This window comes from Lentzea xinjiangensis, from assembly GCF_900110955.1.
Lineage (GTDB): Bacteria > Actinomycetota > Actinomycetes > Mycobacteriales > Pseudonocardiaceae > Lentzea > Lentzea xinjiangensis.
Map to the genome: position 1 here is coordinate 28585 of NZ_FOFR01000027.1, position 16197 is coordinate 44781.

The 16197-nt window shown below is 71.4% G+C and carries 21 protein-coding genes; 13 read left to right on the forward strand and 8 right to left on the reverse strand.

Annotated features, from left to right (window positions below):
- The first annotated feature begins 2 nt into the window (after positions 1-2).
- Both BMW88_RS36350 and BMW88_RS36360 read left to right on the forward strand, forming a co-directional pair.
- Complete coding sequence (locus BMW88_RS36350) at positions 3-1781, forward strand: hypothetical protein (protein ID WP_089960200.1); 1779 nt, start codon at positions 3-5, stop codon at positions 1779-1781.
- Positions 1782-2163: 382 nt separating this feature from the next.
- Positions 2164-2976: a mechanosensitive ion channel family protein gene (locus BMW88_RS36360; protein ID WP_089960207.1), complete on the forward strand. Its 813-nt coding sequence runs from the start codon at positions 2164-2166 to the stop codon at positions 2974-2976.
- A 44-nt stretch (positions 2977-3020) separates the two neighbouring features.
- Here the strand turns inward: BMW88_RS36360 and BMW88_RS36365 are convergent, their stop codons facing one another.
- The gene (locus BMW88_RS36365) at positions 3021-3365 is read right to left on the reverse strand and encodes a DUF6401 family natural product biosynthesis protein (RefSeq protein ID WP_089960210.1); all 345 of its coding nucleotides are present in this window, start codon (positions 3363-3365) and stop codon (positions 3021-3023) included.
- Positions 3366-3483: 118 nt separating this feature from the next.
- Between BMW88_RS36365 and BMW88_RS36370 the strand changes: the two genes are divergently transcribed.
- On the forward strand, positions 3484-3807 hold the full coding sequence (locus BMW88_RS36370; protein ID WP_143116425.1) for a hypothetical protein: 324 nt from the start codon (positions 3484-3486) through the stop codon (positions 3805-3807).
- Positions 3808-3860: 53 nt separating this feature from the next.
- Positions 3861-4049, forward strand: a complete 189-nt coding sequence (locus BMW88_RS36375) for a DUF3072 domain-containing protein (protein WP_089960214.1) — start codon at positions 3861-3863, stop codon at positions 4047-4049.
- Between the two features lie 66 nt (positions 4050-4115).
- Here BMW88_RS36375 and BMW88_RS36380 read toward each other — a convergent pair whose 3' ends face one another.
- A complete protein-coding gene (locus BMW88_RS36380) occupies positions 4116-5567 on the reverse strand; it encodes an aminotransferase class I/II-fold pyridoxal phosphate-dependent enzyme (RefSeq protein WP_089960217.1) in 1452 nt (483 codons plus the stop codon).
- 37 nt (positions 5568-5604) lie between these two features.
- The gene (locus BMW88_RS36385) at positions 5605-6282 is read right to left on the reverse strand and encodes an AfsR/SARP family transcriptional regulator (RefSeq protein WP_089960219.1); all 678 of its coding nucleotides are present in this window, start codon (positions 6280-6282) and stop codon (positions 5605-5607) included.
- Between the two features lie 169 nt (positions 6283-6451).
- Between BMW88_RS36385 and BMW88_RS36390 the strand changes: the two genes are divergently transcribed.
- From BMW88_RS36390 to BMW88_RS36410, 5 genes are read left to right on the forward strand one after another with little or no spacing between them, the layout of a single operon-like run.
- A complete protein-coding gene (locus BMW88_RS36390) occupies positions 6452-7315 on the forward strand; it encodes a manganese catalase (RefSeq protein WP_089960222.1) in 864 nt (287 codons plus the stop codon).
- A gap of 13 nt (positions 7316-7328) precedes the next feature.
- Positions 7329-8543: an Nramp family divalent metal transporter gene (locus tag BMW88_RS36395; RefSeq protein WP_089960224.1), complete on the forward strand. Its 1215-nt coding sequence runs from the start codon at positions 7329-7331 to the stop codon at positions 8541-8543.
- Positions 8540-8968, forward strand: coding sequence for a DUF2243 domain-containing protein (locus BMW88_RS36400; RefSeq protein WP_089960227.1), 429 nt, complete (start codon positions 8540-8542; stop codon positions 8966-8968). The genes BMW88_RS36395 and BMW88_RS36400 overlap by 4 nt, the downstream gene beginning before the upstream one ends.
- Positions 8947-9405 carry a general stress protein gene (locus tag BMW88_RS36405; RefSeq protein ID WP_245778303.1) on the forward strand — a complete coding sequence of 153 codons (459 nt, stop codon included), beginning with the start codon at positions 8947-8949 and terminating at the stop codon, positions 9403-9405. Before BMW88_RS36400 ends, BMW88_RS36405 begins: the two co-directional genes overlap by 22 nt.
- Positions 9406-9409: 4 nt before the next feature.
- Positions 9410-9904, forward strand: coding sequence for an MSMEG_6728 family protein (locus BMW88_RS36410; protein ID WP_089960230.1), 495 nt, complete (start codon positions 9410-9412; stop codon positions 9902-9904).
- A gap of 4 nt (positions 9905-9908) precedes the next feature.
- On the opposite strand, the gene BMW88_RS36415 is transcribed toward BMW88_RS36410, so the two are convergent.
- The gene (locus BMW88_RS36415) at positions 9909-10829 is read right to left on the reverse strand and encodes a sensor histidine kinase (RefSeq protein WP_089960233.1); all 921 of its coding nucleotides are present in this window, start codon (positions 10827-10829) and stop codon (positions 9909-9911) included.
- Between the two features lie 170 nt (positions 10830-10999).
- Here BMW88_RS36415 and BMW88_RS36420 point away from each other — a divergent pair, with 170 nt between their 5' ends.
- Together BMW88_RS36420 and BMW88_RS36425 are read left to right on the forward strand one after the other, a co-directional pair.
- The gene (locus BMW88_RS36420; protein ID WP_177221586.1) at positions 11000-11374 is read left to right on the forward strand and encodes an anti-sigma factor antagonist; all 375 of its coding nucleotides are present in this window, start codon (positions 11000-11002) and stop codon (positions 11372-11374) included.
- Positions 11375-11446: 72 nt separating this feature from the next.
- Entirely contained in the window at positions 11447-12613 is a 1167-nt protein-coding gene (locus BMW88_RS36425; RefSeq protein ID WP_089960237.1) for a PP2C family protein-serine/threonine phosphatase, read from the forward strand.
- A gap of 71 nt (positions 12614-12684) precedes the next feature.
- Here BMW88_RS36425 and BMW88_RS36430 read toward each other — a convergent pair whose 3' ends face one another.
- Both BMW88_RS36430 and BMW88_RS36435 read right to left on the reverse strand, forming a co-directional pair.
- Positions 12685-13104 (reverse strand): hypothetical protein, encoded by a 420-nt coding sequence (locus BMW88_RS36430; RefSeq protein WP_089960240.1) that lies wholly within the window; start codon positions 13102-13104, stop codon positions 12685-12687.
- A 78-nt stretch (positions 13105-13182) separates the two neighbouring features.
- Positions 13183-13608 (reverse strand): hypothetical protein, encoded by a 426-nt coding sequence (locus BMW88_RS36435; protein ID WP_089960242.1) that lies wholly within the window; start codon positions 13606-13608, stop codon positions 13183-13185.
- 275 nt (positions 13609-13883) lie between these two features.
- Between BMW88_RS36435 and BMW88_RS36440 the strand changes: the two genes are divergently transcribed.
- A complete protein-coding gene (locus BMW88_RS36440; protein ID WP_218148357.1) occupies positions 13884-14222 on the forward strand; it encodes a VOC family protein in 339 nt (112 codons plus the stop codon).
- Positions 14223-14381: 159 nt separating this feature from the next.
- Positions 14382-14627: a DUF2630 family protein gene (locus tag BMW88_RS36445; protein WP_089960243.1), complete on the forward strand. Its 246-nt coding sequence runs from the start codon at positions 14382-14384 to the stop codon at positions 14625-14627.
- Positions 14628-14642: 15 nt separating this feature from the next.
- Here the strand turns inward: BMW88_RS36445 and BMW88_RS36450 are convergent, their stop codons facing one another.
- Together BMW88_RS36450 and BMW88_RS36455 are read right to left on the reverse strand one after the other, a co-directional pair.
- Positions 14643-15134 (reverse strand): GtrA family protein, encoded by a 492-nt coding sequence (locus tag BMW88_RS36450; protein ID WP_089960246.1) that lies wholly within the window; start codon positions 15132-15134, stop codon positions 14643-14645.
- 132 nt (positions 15135-15266) lie between these two features.
- Entirely contained in the window at positions 15267-16175 is a 909-nt protein-coding gene (locus tag BMW88_RS36455) for a helix-turn-helix transcriptional regulator (protein ID WP_218148351.1), read from the reverse strand.
- Positions 16176-16197 lie beyond the last annotated feature (22 nt).

Below are 16197 nucleotides of genomic sequence, written 5' to 3' on the forward strand. Positions count from 1 at the left end.
CCGTGAACGCATTCAGCCGTCGCAGCCTGATCACCGGTGCCACCGCGATCGGACTGCTCGCCACCATGCCGTCAGCCGCACTCGCCCTGCCGGCGCCCCCGCCCGTCACACCCGACCGGCGCTCGTTCGCGCCGGAGGAACAACGGTTCGCGCAGTACCTGATGCTGGTCTCGCCGATGGTCGCCGACATGACCGGCGACGGCTTCTTCGCCGGGGGCTGGTGGCGCAGCCCCAACGCCCCGTACAACGCCCGTGTCCAGGAGCACGTCTACACGCTGGCGTGGTTCGCGACCCAGTCCCGGCCGTGGAACCCGTACCGCGGCAACGCGAACCTCGTCTCGGCTCTGGACGCCGGGCTCGGCCACTACCTCGGGCTCCAGCACGCCGACGGCTCGTGGCCGGAGTACTCGGCGACCCAGCACTCGCTCGCGGCCACCGGGTTCGGCATGGGCTACCTGAGCAAGACGAACGCCCTGCTGCGCCGCGCGGGGGTGCTGCCGGGGCGGCAGGCCCAGATCAGCGCGGCGCTGCGGCGGGCGATGACGTGGTTCCTCGACCCGTCGAACGACACCGTCTGGCAGTCGCCGCTCACCTGGGCGAACCAGACGACCGCCGGGCTCGCCGGCGCGGCGCTCGCGCTGAAGCAAGACCCGGACACCCTGCTGCGGCAACGGTTGACCGAGGCGTTCACCCGCCTCGCCGCGACCGGGCAGAGCCCCGCCGGGTTCTTCTACGAGGAGAGCGGCGCGGACACCAACTACAACTTCGAGGTGATGCTGCCGGAGATGGCCGACGCGTGGCGGCAGACCGGCGACGCGACCCTCGTCGCGATGGCGCGCCGGTACACCGAGTGGCTCGGTTACAACCTGCTGCGCGAACCCGACGGCTCCGGCTGGTTCGCGAACATCGCGCCGAACTCGCGGACTTCGTCCCGGTTCTACGCGGACGTGCGGCCCGATCCCGAGCGGACCGCGCTGAACAACCAGTTCGTCCCGGTGGTGCCGGACCTAGCCGCGTTCCTGTCCAGCCGGGAGGACCTGGCCGCGGCGCGGACCGCCTGGGCGGCCGACCCGGCTCCCGTGCCGCCGCTGGTCAAGCCGGACACCTCACCGCGGGTCCTGACGCACGCGATCTACGGCGAGCGGTACCCGAGCCGTGCCGAGAGGACGGCCGCGATCGCCCGCCTTCCCCAGCACCGCGCGCACTTCACCGAGCGGCGCAGCGACCAGGGGCAGGACTTCCTGTTCGTGCGCCGGCCGAAGTTCTACGTCGGCGGGTACTTCGGCGCCCGGCGGGCGACCTCGCTGGCGCGCACCGGGCTCACGTTCCTGTGGCACCCGGTGGCGGGCACACTCGTGCAGTCCATGAACAACAACAACCACGCGTGCTGGGCGACCGTCCTTCCCGGCCAGGTGCCGGACTCGAACGGGCCGCAGCAGGCCGAGTTCCTCGGTGGCGAGCCGTACCGGTTCCGCTACCGCACGCCGTCCGGGTCGGTCGTGACCGAGGTGGCGGTGGGCGATCGGATCGTGCGGTCGGTGCGGGCGACTTCGGCCGCGACGGAGCAGATTCCTTTGGTGGTACGCGATTCCGACACCGTGGTGCTCGACGCGCGCGGTCTCACGCTCACCCGTGGGCGGGTGGTGGTGCGGTTCGACTGGGCCAGGACCCTCGAACCGCGGCTGCGGACGGCGTCCTCGATCACCTACCCCGGCCGCCGCCTGCAGATCCTGACCGTCCCGCACGACGGGACCCTCACCCTCGTGGTTTCAGCGAGTTAGTCCACTTAGGACATACCTTCACCCTTATGTCGCAACGCCATGGCGAATGTTCGTGCTGCTCACGGGGTATTCGTTGATCCCAAACCCCACAGGTTCCACCGCTCACACGCGAGGGAGTGGTTGTGATGGCACACGTGCGTCATTTGATCGACGTCCGCACTGGTGACGAATTCGATCAACCGGTTCCCTACGGCCTGGTGTACCCGGTGTGCACCGCGGACGGGTCCGCGCCTCCCAGTCAGCGGGGCCGGACGTGGGAACACCTCGTGGCGTGTGATCGCGAGCTGCGCCCCGCGTCGTGAAATCCGTGTGAGGACCACCCGCGCCGGGTATTGCCTGGTGCGGGTGACCCTGTCGGGCGCCCGTGCGAAGGGAGTTCGACATGGACTTCGGACAAGGGCTCACCGACGCCTGGCGGGCCGTGGCGACGTTCGTGCCCAAACTGGCGGCGTTCCTGCTCATCCTCCTGATCGGCTGGTTCGTCGCCAAGGCGGTGGCGAAGCTGGTGGACAAGGTGCTCGAACGCGTCGGCTTCGACCGGCTCGTGGAGCGCGGCGGCGTGCGGCAGATGCTCGCGCGGAGCAAGTACGACGCCTCCGACCTGATCGCGAAGCTGGTCTACTACGCGCTGCTGCTGATCACGTTGCAGATCGCGTTCGGCGTGTGGGGCCCCAACCCCGTCTCCGAGCTGCTGACCGGCATCGTGGCGTGGCTGCCGAGGGCCGCGGTCGCGATCATCATCGTCGTCGTGGCGGGCGCGATCGCCAGTGCGGTCAAGGACTTCATCGGCGGCGCGCTGGGCGGTCTGTCCTACGGGCGGGTGCTCGCCAACATCGCGTCGGTGTTCATCTGGGCACTCGGCATCATCGCGGCGCTGAACCAGATCGGCGTCGCCACCACGGTGACGACCCCGGTGCTCATCGCGGTGCTCGCCACGGTCGGCGGCGTGATCGTCGTCGGCGCGGGCGGCGGCCTCATCCGGCCGATGCAGCAGCGGTGGGAGCTCCTGCTCGGCCGGGCCGAGCAGGAGCTGCCGCAGGCGCAGGCCCAGGCGGAGGCCTACCGGCGCGGTCGTGAGGACGCGGTCCGGGCCGGTGCGGACACCACCGCGGAGACCACGGCCGTGCCGGTCGCGCCGCGGCAGGTGCCGGTGGAGGACCCGGTGCTCGGCGCGCGGAGGCCCGAGGACCGCTGAGCGGAAGGCTGACGAACGGGGCGCACGCCGGTGCGCCCCGTTTTTCACATGAGCCCGGAAAGCGGTTCGCGGGTCAGCGGCTTCAGGTCGTGCACGTGCGCCAACTGGCAGACCGCCATCAGCCGGACGCCGAGCCAGGACGTGGGGGACCACGCCGGGTTGTCGTGCAGCAGCCCGCGCCCGTAGGAGGCGAGGAGCACGACCGCGCCCACCGCGCCGGCGCCCTCCACGCCGAGCAGGAGGATGTCGCGCACCGCGGCGGCGTGCTGGTCGACCTCGGCGGCGAGCGCGGGTGTCAGGGCGAGGGCCGTCCAGCCCGCCATCCCGATCCGGTCGGACAGCTCGGAGATCCACCGCCGCGCGTTGTTCTCACGCCAGGTCGCACGCATCCCGCCACCGTAGTCACGCGCGGTGCAGCCCCGGTGGAGGGGGCTCGGTGCGGGTAGTCTGACGCCGAGCGTCAAGCAGCCGGCGCGCCGTGTCCGGCTGTGGAGGCAGGTGATGACCATGACCACCGAACTCGGGGGCAAGGCACCGCGCGGGCTGCGCGCGACCGCGCTGGAGAAGCTCGACGACGCCGTCTGCGCCGCGCTCCGCGACAGCGAGGTGGAGCACGCCCGCGAGGTGCTGAGCACCGCGCTCGCCCGGTGCGCGGCCGCGGAGGCCGTCGTACCGGCCCAGGTCCGCGCGTGCGTCGAGGCCGCTGACGACCACCTCGGCTACGGCGAGTGCATGGAGGCGCGGACGTTGCTGACCGTCGCCCACCACCTGCTGACCCCTGTGCACGTGCCGCGTCCCTCGCGACCCGGTGATGTCGCGTTGGGTGGTTGACCCGCTGTCGTCCTGGGTATCTCGAACGGGCGTTCGAGTGAAAGGGGACGATCGTGAACCGCACGCCGGAGAAGGACCCGCAGGACTGGACGACCGGTGACGAGCCGATGACCGGCCCGCAGGAGTCCTACCTGAACACCCTCGCCCAGGAAGCGGGCGAGGAGGTGCCGGGCGAGCTGACCAAGGTCGAGGCGTCCCAGCTCATCGACCGGCTGCAGGAGAAGACGGGCCGGGGAACCTGACCACCGCGCCGCACGGGAACGCCGGCCGGGCGTGAGCTGCCCGGCCGGCGTTCCCGTGCGTCGTCGTCAGCTCTTCTTCCTCGCCACCACCCGGATGGTCTCGAGCTCCGAGTCGGACGGGTCCGGCAGCTCCATGCCGGCCGCGAGCCCGCTGCGCACGTAGTCCAGCACCTCGGTGGTGATCACCTCACCGGGCAGGATGGCGGGCGCGCCCGGCGGGTAAGGCGTGATCATCTCCGCGGCGATCCGCCCCGCCGCCCGCTCCGCCGGCACCTGCTCGACCTCCGCGAAGAACGCGTCGCGCGGCAGCATCGCCGTCTCCAGCTGCAGCTCGTCGGGAGAGGGCAGGTCGACGGGCTTCGGCGTGGGCAGGTCGGCCTTCGTGAGCGCGCTCAGCGCGTCGACGAGCACCTTCGCCGTCTCGGGGTCGTCGGCGTGGGTGAAGTGGGCGACGACCCGGCGGTGGTCGGAGAGACCGAGGGTGATGCGCCGGTTCTCCCGCAGCCAGTCCGTCGCCTGGTAGCCGCTGATGTTCAGCCCGGACACGTCGATGACCATCTTCAGCGGGTCGGCCGAGTCCACCAGGTCGTCGAACCGCATGACGTGCAGCCCCGGCAGGTCGTCGATGGCGGACCGGGTCGACTCGGCCAGCGCCAGCACGGCGGTCAGCAGCTTCTCGCCGTGCTGCACCATCTGCCGGCGCCAGCCGTCGAGGGTCGCGTAGACGAGCGAGCTCGGGCTGGTCGTGCCGAGGATGTCCTCACGCGACTTGAGCACGGCCGGGTCCACGAGATCACCCTGCAGGTGGAACACCGAGCTCTGCTCCACCGCGGCGCCGGACTTGTGCACGCTCGTCACGACCACGTCGGCGCCCGCGTCCATACCCCACGGCGGCAGCTCACCGTGGAACGGCAGATGCGCGCCCCACGCCTCGTCGACGATCAACGGCTTGCCGAAGGAATGGCACACGTCCGCGATCGCCCGGATGTCACCGCACGTGCCGTAGTCGGTCGGCGTGACCAGCAACATGCCCTTGGCCTCCGGCTCGGCCTCGAACAGCTCGCGCACCCGGTCCGGGCTCGGCGGGTGGGCCAGGTGCCGCTCGGCGTCCCAGTTCGGGCTGATCCACACCGGCGCGACGCCGCTCAGGATCAGGGCCGACACCACGGACTTGTGCGCGTGCCGCGGCACGATGAGCTTCTCGTGCGGCCCGGCCACCGACAGCATCGCGCTCTTGACGGACAACGAGCTGCCGCACGTGGAGAAGAACGCGTGCTCGGCGTGTACCGCGTCCGCCATCAGCTCCTGCGCGTGCTCCACGACGCCACCGCGCATGAGCCGGTCGTCGAGACCGTTGACCGCCACCACGTCGGCCTCGAACACCTCCCGGCCCAGCACGTCGAGGACTCTGGGGTCGACGCCCTTGCCCTGGCGGTGTCCCGGCGGCGTGAACGGCACGTAGCCGCGCTCGTGGAACTCCTGCAACGCTTCCAGCACCGGTGCTCTGCTGTGGTCCATGCCGGGGGGAGTAGCCCGAACGGGCGTACCTCGAACCTCAGCGCAGCAACGTTCGCACGAGCTCGTGAATGTGGGGGGACGGTTCCATGCCCAGCTCGGCTCGGAGCTGCGTCCGGTAGGTCTGGTACTGGCGGACGGCCTGCGCCGGGTTGCCGTCGGCGAGGTGCAGCTCGACCAGCGTCCGGTGTGCGCTCTCCCGCAACGGATCGGTCTGCACGGCCGCGAGCGCCGCCTGGTGCGCGTGGTGGCGGTCTCCGTCCGACCGGAACCGCTCGCTGAGCGCCTCCAGCGCGCGCAACCGCGCCTGCCGCCACCACTCGCGCTCGGCCTGCACCCACGGCTGCCACCAGCCGGGCAGCAGGTCGGCCTTGAACAGCGCCAGGGCCTCGGGACTCGCGCCGGGCGCCTCGGCCACGGCGGTTGCCCGCCGGAAGTCGACCTCGACCTCCCGGCCGAGGGCGAGCGCGTCCTCGGTGGCGACGACCAGCGGCGTCGCCGGTTTGACCAGCCGCCACAGCGTCGACCGCAGGCAGGCGGCCGCGCGTCGCTCGGTCGCACCCGGCCACAGCAGCGTCGCGGCGACCGGCCGCGGCACCGGGCCCTCGCGCAGGGCCAGCAGCGCGAGAAGCCGGCGCGCGCCGGGAACGACGTGGACCGGACTGTGCTCGCAGTCCAACCGGAAGCCGTCGAGTAGCTGGATGTGCAACCCCGTCATGCGAGGCCGAGTGCCCTGTTATTGCGCACTCACACACCTCGCCGCGAAATTGCTCTGTCCTGACCAGCGGCGGTGACGCGGTCGTGTCGTGCGGGTGCCGCGATCGAGCCGTTCGAGTCACGGCCGCCGCCTAGCTTCGCTCTCGACCCCACAGCACACGGGAGGCGAGATGTTCCTGCACACCAGCAGGTTGCAGTTCGAGGCGAAGCCCGACCGCCCGGACGCGCACTACGCGCGCAAGCTCCAGGAGCTCATCGGCGGCGCGTACGGCGAAATGACCGTGACGATGCAATACCTCTTCCAAGGCTGGAACTGCCGGATGGAGGGCAAGTACAAGGACCTGATCATGGACGTGGCCACCGAGGAGATCGGCCACGTCGAGATGCTCGCGACGATGGTCGCGCGTCTGCTCGAGGGCGCGCCGTCCGAGGTGACCGCGAAGGCGGTGGCCGACGACCCCGTCATCGCGGCGGTGATCGGCGGGATGGACCCGCAGCAGGCCATCGTGAGCGGCGGCGGGCCCACGCTGTCCGACAGCAACGGCGTGCCGTGGAACGGCCGCTTCATCGTGGCCAGCGGCAACCTCATGGCCGACTTCCGCGCGAACGTCGCGGCGGAGGCGCAGGGCAGGCTGCAGACGGCCCGGCTCTACAACATGACCGACGACACGGGCGTGCGGGACATGCTCAAGTTCAACCTCGCCCGCGACACGGCCCACCAGAACATGTGGCTCGCCGCGATCGAGGAGCTGCAGGAGGACGGCCTCGAAGGCCCGATCTCACCGAGCGCGCTGTTCGACGAGGAGTACGCCGAGCACGCCAGCACGATCTGGCACAACTCCGACGGGCCCGCGGGCGCCGAGGGCGGCTGGGCGTCCGGCACCACCCCGGACGGCGCGCACGAGTTCTCCTACGTGATGGACCCGGAGCCGTTGGGGGGCAAGGCGTCCGCACCGGCGCCCGACCCGCTGCTCTACGCCACCAGCCCGGCGAACCTCGGGCTGATCGAGAAGGCCATCCGCAAGCTCACCTGAGGAGGACCAGCAGATGGTCGGCATCACGGTGCCAGCTCGCGTCCGGTCGGCGGCCGTCGTCATGGGCCCCGCGTTCGTCGTCGCGGTCGCGTACGTCGACCCCGGCAACTTCGCGACCAACATGGCGGGCGGCGCGACGCACGGATACCTGTTGTTGTGGGTAATCGTCAGCGCCAGCGCGCTGGCCATGTTCATCCAGTACCAGTCGGCGAAGCTCGGCATCGTGACCGGCCGCAACCTGCCCGAGCTCTGCCGCGAGCACTACCCGCGGCCGGTGACCCGGCTGCTGTGGGTGCAGGCGGAGCTGGTGGCGATGGCCACCGACCTGGCGGAGTTCGTGGGAGCGGCGGTCGCGCTGAACCTGTTGTTCGGCGTGCCGCTGCTGCCCGCCGCCATGATCACCGCGGTGGTGTCGTTCGGCATCCTCGCGCTGGCTCCGCTGCGGCGCCGCCGGTTCGAGTCGGTGATCATCGGCCTGCTCGCCGTCGTGCTCGGCGGGTTTTTGTACCAGACCCTGCACCTCGGGCCCCTGACCGGCGCGGCGGCCGGTCTGGTGCCGGGGTTCGCGGGGGTGGACAGCGTGCTGCTGGCCACCGGCATGCTCGGTGCCACGGTCATGCCGCACGTGATCTACCTGCACTCGGCGCTCACGCAGCGCCACCACCGGCCCGGCGACCTGCGCGGTGTCCTGCGGACGAGCCGGGCCGACATCCTCGTCGCCCTGGGCATCGCCGGGGCGGTGAACGTCAGCATGCTCGTGGTCGCGGCCGGCGCGTTCCACCAGGCCGGCGCCCCGCGGGAGTCGCTCGAGGACATGCACTCCGGCCTCGGGCAGCTGCTCGGGCCGGGCGCGGCACTGGCGTTCGCGCTGGCGCTGCTCGCCTCCGGTCTCGCCGCGTCCAGCGTGGGCACCTACTCCGGCCAGGTCGTGATGGAGGGCTTCCTGCGCCGCCGCATCCCGCTGTGGCTGCGCAGAGCCGTGACGATGGCACCGGCGCTGGTCGTGCTGGGCATCGGCGTCGACCCGACGAAGGCGCTGGTGATGAGCCAGGTCGTGCTGTCGTTCGGCATCCCGTTCGCCCTGGTGCCGATGGTGCTGCTGGCCCGTCGCCGCGACGTCATGGGAGCATCGGCGAACCGGCGCGCGGTGACGGCGATCGGCGCGGTGGCGGCGCTGGTGATCTCCGCGCTGAACCTGTTCCTGCTCGTGAGGACGGTGATCGGATGAAGGCCGCGGTCGTGCTCGGAGTGGGGATCGGCGGGTTCATCGACGGGATCGTGGTGCATCAGCTCCTGGGCTGGCACCACATGCTCTCCGGCTGGTACCCGAGCTCGGACATGCAGCTGATGATGGTCGGCGACGGGCTGTTCCACCTGCTGTGCCTCGTCATCGTGCTGATCGGCGTGGCGCTGCTCAACCGCACCGCACCGCTACCCGAACGGGTGCTGCTCGGCGGGATCCTCGCGGGCTGGGGCGTGTTCAACTTGGTGGAGGGCGTGGTCGACCACCTGGTCCTGGGCATCCACCACGTGCGTCCCGGACCGGACCAGCTGGCGTACGACCTCGCCTTCCTCGGGTCGGGACTGCTGCTGGTGGTGTCGGGAGTCCTGATCGCGGGTAGACGACGGGTGTGGAAATCAAGCACGAGGTGACGGCCAGGACCGAGTCCAGCGTGCTGGCGAGCTTCGCCGACTACGTCGAGGCCCAGCGGCTGGTCGACAGGATGTCCGACGACGGCTTCCCGGTGGAGAGCGTGCGGATCATCGGAGACGGTGTCCGCACGGTCGAGCAGGTGACGGGCCGGATGACACGGGGCCGCGCGGCGCTCGCGGGAGCGGCGAGCGGCGCCTGGTTCGGTGTGTTCATCGGACTGCTGTTCGGCCTGTTCACCGCCGGTTCGGGGTGGCTGTGGTTCCTCCTGATCAGCCTGGTGATCGGCGCGTTCTGGGGTGCGGTCTTCGGCTTCGTGGCGCACTGGAGCACCCGCGGTCGGCGCGACTTCTCGAGCGTCATGACCCTGCAGGCCCAGCGGTACGAGGTGCACGTCGACCAGGCGGTGGCCGCCCAGGCGGCCAGGTACGTGCTCTGAGCCCATGCAGACCTTCCTGCCGTTCCCGGACTTCACCGCCTCGGCCCGCGTGCTGGACCAGCGGCGGCTCGGCAAGCAGCGGGTCGAGACGCTCCAGGTCCACCGCGCGCTGGTGGTGCCCGGCCACGGCTGGCGCCACCACCCCGCGGTGAAGATGTGGGCCGGGTACGAGGAGGCGCTCGTGCGGTACGGCCTGGAGATGTGCGCGCAATGGCGGATCTCCGGGTTCTCCGACACGTGCGAGGCCACGATGAGGTCCGATCTGGCCGCGGCCCGCGGGATCACCGCCGTGCGGACGCAGGACGAGCTGGCCGACGCCGGCGAGCTGCCGTGGTGGCTGGGCGACCAGGCGTTCCACCGGAGCCACCGGTCGGCGCTGGTGCGCAAGGACCCCGCCTACTACCGGCGGTTCTTCCCCGACGTGCCGGACGACCTGCCGTACGTGTGGCCCAGGGCGGAGCGGCCGGTGGAGGCTCGCCGGGGGTCGGACGGCGGGTGAGCCGTCAGGCCGTCCCGCCCACGCTCACCCGGACGGTGAACCCGTCCTCGTCGCGCCCCATCGACACGTAGTCGCACGTGCGGTGCAGGATCCACAGCCCGAGGCCGGCCGACCGGGTCGCCGTCGTCGGCAGCAGCCCGGCCAGGGGGTCCGACGGGCCGGGCCCCTGGTCCGTCACCGCCATGACCACGCGCGACGAGTCCGCCCACAGCCGTACGCGCACCGGCGCGACGCCGTGGGTCAGGCCGTTCGTGACGACCTCGCTGGCCGCGTAGACCACGTCGTGCGCGTTGTCCTCGGTCAGCGCGAGCGCGGTGATGGCCGCGCCGACCGCCTCGCGCACCGCGGCGGGGGTCGGGTTGACGAGCTCGAGCAGCGGCCTGCCCCGTTCCAGCGAGTCCGGGGTCTGCGCCGGGCACGGGTGGCCCTCGCGGAAGCCGGGGTTCGCCTCGTGCCCGCCGGTGGCGGTGGCGATGTTCGGGTGGATGCGGACCACGTCGGCCAGCACGTCGGCGGGGGTCGTCCGGGTGTCGTACGGGCACAGGCCCCACACCGGGAAGTCTGCGAAGGCCCGGTTCGCGGCGACCTCGTAGCGGGCCCACCAGTTCCAGGACGCGCCCATGCCTGGATGCGGCACGTCCCCGACTACGCGCATCTGCCGTGCGCCTGCGTCGGTGTGCTCGTGGAAAAGTTCGCGATACGTGGCGATAGCGTCGGACGGGCGGGCGTACTGGTCCGCGGCCGGCAGGTACATGACGGCGGCGTCGCGGCCGAGCGCGCCCCGCAGCAGCGTGGTGTTCGTGCCGGTGCACGCCACCAACGCCGCTTCGCCCGCGCGAAGGCCTTCCTCGAGGAAGGGCACGACCAGCGCGAGGAAGTCGTCGTCGGAGCCGTAGAAGGCGGTCTCGTGGAAGAAACCGGTCACAGGGACCGATGCTACGCGGGCCTCCCACGGGGCCGTTCCCGGGAACCTCCACTCCGTTCACACTCCAGGGGCACCGCGGAAGCGCAAGCACACGCAGACTGCGCTACCGTCGACTGCGGGTTGAGCAGACAGCCCTTGTGACGGTCGTGCCGTCCCATATGGAGGTCTGTGTGTTCACCGACGGTGAAGTCCCCTTCCGCGCCACCAGCGAACGAGTGGGAGCCGCCGTCATCGTCCGCGTCGCCGGTGAGCTCGACTGCTCGACCGCGGACCCGCTGGCCGACTGCCTGAGCGCAGCGGTGCGCGCGGTCGAGCCGCCCGCGCCCGTGGTGGTCGATCTGACCGCCGTGCGGTTCCTCGGGGCGCGGGGTATCGGTCTGTTGCTCGACCGCCAGGACACGTGCCTGCGGCGTGGCAGCGCGCTCGCGGTCGTCGCGACCACCCCGGCGGTGCTGCGGCCACTGCGGGTGCTGGGCCTGCTGAGCGTGCTGGGCGTGCGGTCGAGCGTCGCGGCCGCGCTCACGCCGTCCGGGGTGACCGTGTAGTCCCTTCCCGGACGACCCGGGCCGCGGCGGATTCGGGAAGGAGGAGAGCCCACGGACGACCCGTCGTACGCCATGCTCGCGAAGCTGCTCCAGGACAGCCACCTCATCACCCTGGAGCAGCTACCGGGGCAGGTCGGGAAGCGGGCCGCCGGCGCGGGCTTCTCGGAGATCCTGATCCTGCTCGCGGACCTGCGGGAGGAGACGCTGGTCGCGGTCGATCCCGACGGCGCGCGGTCGTTCCCGGTGGACGCGAGCCTCGCGGGCCGGGCCTTCCGTGACGTCACGCTGGTCATGAGCCCGCGAGAGGGTGGCCGTCACTTCTGGATCCCGTTGCTCGACGGCACGGAACGCATCGGCGTGCTGGGCGCGACCGCCGCGGACGACTCCCGCGCCACCCTGGACAAGCTGGACGCGTTGGCCTCCCTGGTGGCGTTGATGCTGGTCAGCAAGCGCCCGCACAGCGACACCTACCAGCGGCTGGTGCGCACCCAGCCGATGACGGTCGCCTCCGAGGTCGTGTGGCCGCTCATGCCACCGCTCACCTTCGCCACCGACAACCTGGTGATCACCGCCGTGCTGGAACCCGCCTACGAGATCGGTGGCGACGCCGTCGACTACGCCATCACCGGCGACGTCGTGCACCTGTCGATGTTCGACGCGATGGGGCACGACCAGTCCGCCGGCCTGACGGTCGCGCTCGCCACGGGAGCGTGCCGCAACCACCGCCGCCGCGGCAGGGGGCTGGCCGACACCAGCATCGCCGTGGACGAGGTGATCGGCGAGCAGTTCGGCGGCCGGCGGTTCGCCACCGGCATCCTCGCCGACCTCGACTACCGCACCGGCAGGCTCACCTGGGTCAACCGCGGCCACCCGCCGCCGTTGCTGATCCGCCAGGGCCGCTGGATCCGCCAGCTCGCGTGCCGCCCCTCGCCGCCCATGGGGTTCGGGCTGCCCACCACGCCCGTGCTGTGCCATGAGCACCTGGAACCCGGCGACCGGCTGCTCTTCTACACCGACGGCATCGTCGAGGCCCGCGACAGCAAGGGCCGCCAGTTCGGCCTGCGGCGGTTCACCGACTTCGTGATCCGCCGCGAGGCCGACGGCTGTTCGGCACCCGAAACGCTGCGTCGCCTGATGCGCACCGTGCTCGACCACCAGAGCGGACGCCTGCAGGACGACGCGAGCGCGCTTCTCGTGGAGTGGCAGCACGGCCGCGAGAAGTCCGTGGTCGTGAGCTAGCGGGCTGCCACCCCGTGACGTGGAGCAGGGCGCCTCGCGAGGCGCCCTGCCGAGCGTGAACTGCCGGGCCGCTAGAGCATCGGCGGCATCAGCCGGTAGCTCTCCGCGTAGTACTCGTCGGTGCGCCGGCGGTAGTCGTCGTGGTTGTCCGCGTCGTACTCGGGAGCGTTCTTGATCTGCTCCTTGGTGCGGTCGACGTAGACCTTGCGCTCCTGGTGGTCCACGCGCTGCACGGTGCCGACCGGCAGCACGACCTTGCGACCGAAGATCCACGGTCCGGTGTCGACCATCAGGCAGTCGTGCGGGACGTTGGCGTTGTCCTCGTCCACCTCGCCGATGCCGCCGTCGGTGGCCTCGACGTCGTAGCCGATCAGACCGGTGTCCGGGCGCTGGGCGAGCTCCTGCTGGGCGAGCTCCTGCTCGTCGTGCTCGGGTCCGCCGGCCCACGACGGGTCGCGCCACACCCACGGGACGAACGGGACTGGCTGCATCTCGGTCTCCCTGTCGTCGGAGGATGCTTCTTCCGTGACCCCGTCCGGCTACCCGGCCCGCCTGAGCACCAACCGCCGTCAGTGGTCGTCGCGGGTCAGGCCGTCCACCACGAGGGACAGGCCGATGCCGAGCATCCACACGTCCTTCGCGAGCCCGATGCCCTGCTCGGTCGGCCAGATGCTGCCTTCGCGCCGCATCCCCGGTGTCTTCGCGTAGAGGCCGAGCAGCGCCCCGGCGAACCCGGACAGCGCGGCTCCGGCGACGACCGCGGGGACGAACGGCGCGAGCAGCACCGCCCCGGTCGCGATCTCCCCGGCCGCGAGCAGCTTCGCGAACCGGCGGGCGTCGATCTTGTTCAGCACCGGGTAGGTGCTCGCCGCCCAGCCGTGCAGCTGTTCGGCCGTCTCCTGGTCGGCACCGCGCTTGCCGAGCCCGGAGTGCAGCACGAAGGCGCCGGTGGCGACGCGCGCGGGCAGTTGCCGCAGGAGCGAGCGGCTGATCATGTCCTGACCTCCTCGGTGACGTCCCGGTCGCGTTCGGCGACCGAATCAGCCGGGTACCGCGAGGCAGGGGCGGCAAACCGGGGCGCGTCCCGGCCACCCGTGAGCGCGCAGCGTGCTCGCGCCCGGCGGACGAAGGTGCCTGCGCCGGGAGGGTTCCAGGCCTGCTGCGGATGTCCGATGTGGAGCCGTGGTGTGCCGGTCGATCGGATCCGATGAGTTCGTGTCGCGCGCGTGGTCCACCCTCCCAACCGGATCGGGAGGTGGACCGCGTGGACATGCACAGCGTGATGTGCGTGAGCGACCTGGGGAGGTCGTTGCAGTGGTACGAGGTGTTCTTCGGACGCCCGGCGGACGAGGTGATCGGCGAGGAGCACCTGTGGCGGGTGGGGGAGAACGCCTACCTCGTCGTCGACGCCGGTGACGCGCGGTCGGCGCGCGTGGGCGGGTCGATGGTCACGTTCGGGGTGACGCTCGCGGAGTTCGGCGGGACGCTGGACCGGCTCACGGCCCAGGGCATCTCCCACGAACCCATCGAGACGTACGCCAACGGCGTGCGGCACGTCGAGGTGCTCGACCCGGACGGCAACAGCCTGTCACTGGCCGCCGCGCCGTAGTTCACCCGGATGTGGGTCCGCGTTCACCCCGTCTGGCACCCAGGGCGGCATGGAGTTCTGGTTGTCGTCGTCGTGATCACCGCCTTGGTGGCGTAGGCATCTACCTGGTCGCCCTCCACTCACTGCGCACCTGCCGGAGGGTCGTCGTAGAGTCGGGGCATGAGCGACGAGAACGTGCTGGGCCGCATCAACGAACTGGTCGAAGAAGAGCACGAGCTCCGTCAGCAGCTCGCCGCCGGCGAGATCGGCACGGACGAGGAGCACGCGCGGCTGCGTTCGGTCGAGGAAGCCCTCGACCAGTGCTGGGACCTGCTGCGGCGGCGCCGGTCGGCACGGTCGCAGGGCGAGGAGCCCGAGGACGTGCAGGCTCGTTCCGTCGGTCAGGTGGAGGGCTACCTGCAGTGAGCGGACCGCGGTGGGTCAGCGTTCTTCCCCGGCGTCGCGGAAGATGATCCAGCGCATCACGCTGTACATGAACACGGCCTCGCACGCGCCGGCGATGATCCGCGAGAGGTGGTACTGGACGCCGATCGCGGCCAGCCCGCTGCCCACGCCGAGGATGCACGCCAGGTAGTTGATCAGGATCGCCACGGCCCACAGGCCGGCCTGCGGGCCGACCGGCGCGTGGGAGCGGAAGTTCAGCGCTCGGTTGAGCACGAAGCTGAGCCCGAACGCCAGGACGTAGGCGACCGAGAACGCGAGCGGCACCGGCAGGCCGAGGCCGCTGCGGAACAGCGTGAGCAGCAGCAGGTCCACGGCGAACGTGAACCCGTTGATCAGCGCGAAACCGAGGAGGCTGGGCGCGACGACGCGGGAGAGCCCGAACGGCAGCCGCCCGACGACCACCTCCATCAGGTCGTGGAACCTCGTCCCGAGGTCGCTCCCACTGGTCGTCCGCTGCCCGCCGGTCATGGCACGACGGTGCCACGGCGGTGAGAGGCGGAACCGTTGAAACGGCCACCGCTCGCCGGGTCGTCCGCAGGAGTTCAGCCGTCGTCCCGGCCGCGTTCGAACGATCTTCACCCGGATGGCCGACCGGTAGGGTCAGCCGTTGGCCCTCCGCCAGGACGTCGGGCTCATCCCGTGCAGCTTGCCGAACGTCCTGGCGAAGTACCCGGCGTCCGGGAACCCCACCTGCCGCCCGATGTCGCTCACGGGCAGCTCCGTCACCGCCAGCAGCCGCCGCGCCTGGACCATCCGGCGCTCGGTGATCCACTCCTGCACCGTGCGGCCGGTCCTGCGGCGCACGGTCGACGTCAGGTGGCCGGGGGAGATGCTGACGGCGGCGGCGACCTCCCGCAGCGACAACGGTTCCGGGTAGCGGCGCTCGATCACGTCGAACACCTCGGCGAGCAGCGGTTCGGCGTTCTCGCGCAGGTCGCCCACCACGTCCGCGGCCAGCCGCGAGACCCCGACGAGCAGCAGCACCAGGTGCGCGGACACGGCTTCCCGGTAGCCCTCACGGCGTTGCTGGAGCTCGTCGTGCAGTGCCTCGATGCGAGCGGTCCACTCGTCTCGCTGGTCCTGCGGCACCCGCAGCCGCAGCGCGCCGGTCGCGCCGCCGCGGACGAACGGGAACAGCAGCGGATGCGTGCGCCACGCCAGGTGTGCGCCGGGGGTGTCCGGGCCGAGCGCGTCGGCGGTGAAGAACACGCCCCAGCCGTGCGCGCCGACGAGGTCGTCGCTGTGGGCGCTGCCCATGACGTCGCCGGGTGCGATGACGAACAGGTCGCCCGCCTCGACGTGGCGGACCTGCCTGCCGGTCCGCACGACACCGCCGGCGGCGCCGAAGTACGCGATGCCCGGGAAGTCGTGCGAGTGCGCCTCGTGCGCGCCGTTGATGCCGGTGTCGTGGCCCAGGCGCATCACCGCCACCGCGAGCTCGCCGGGCACGTGCTGCCACGCGTAGGTCGCTGGCTGGTCGTCGTTCAACGGCGTCCGTCGGGTTCGCACCATCGAATCGTCCCACTCAAAC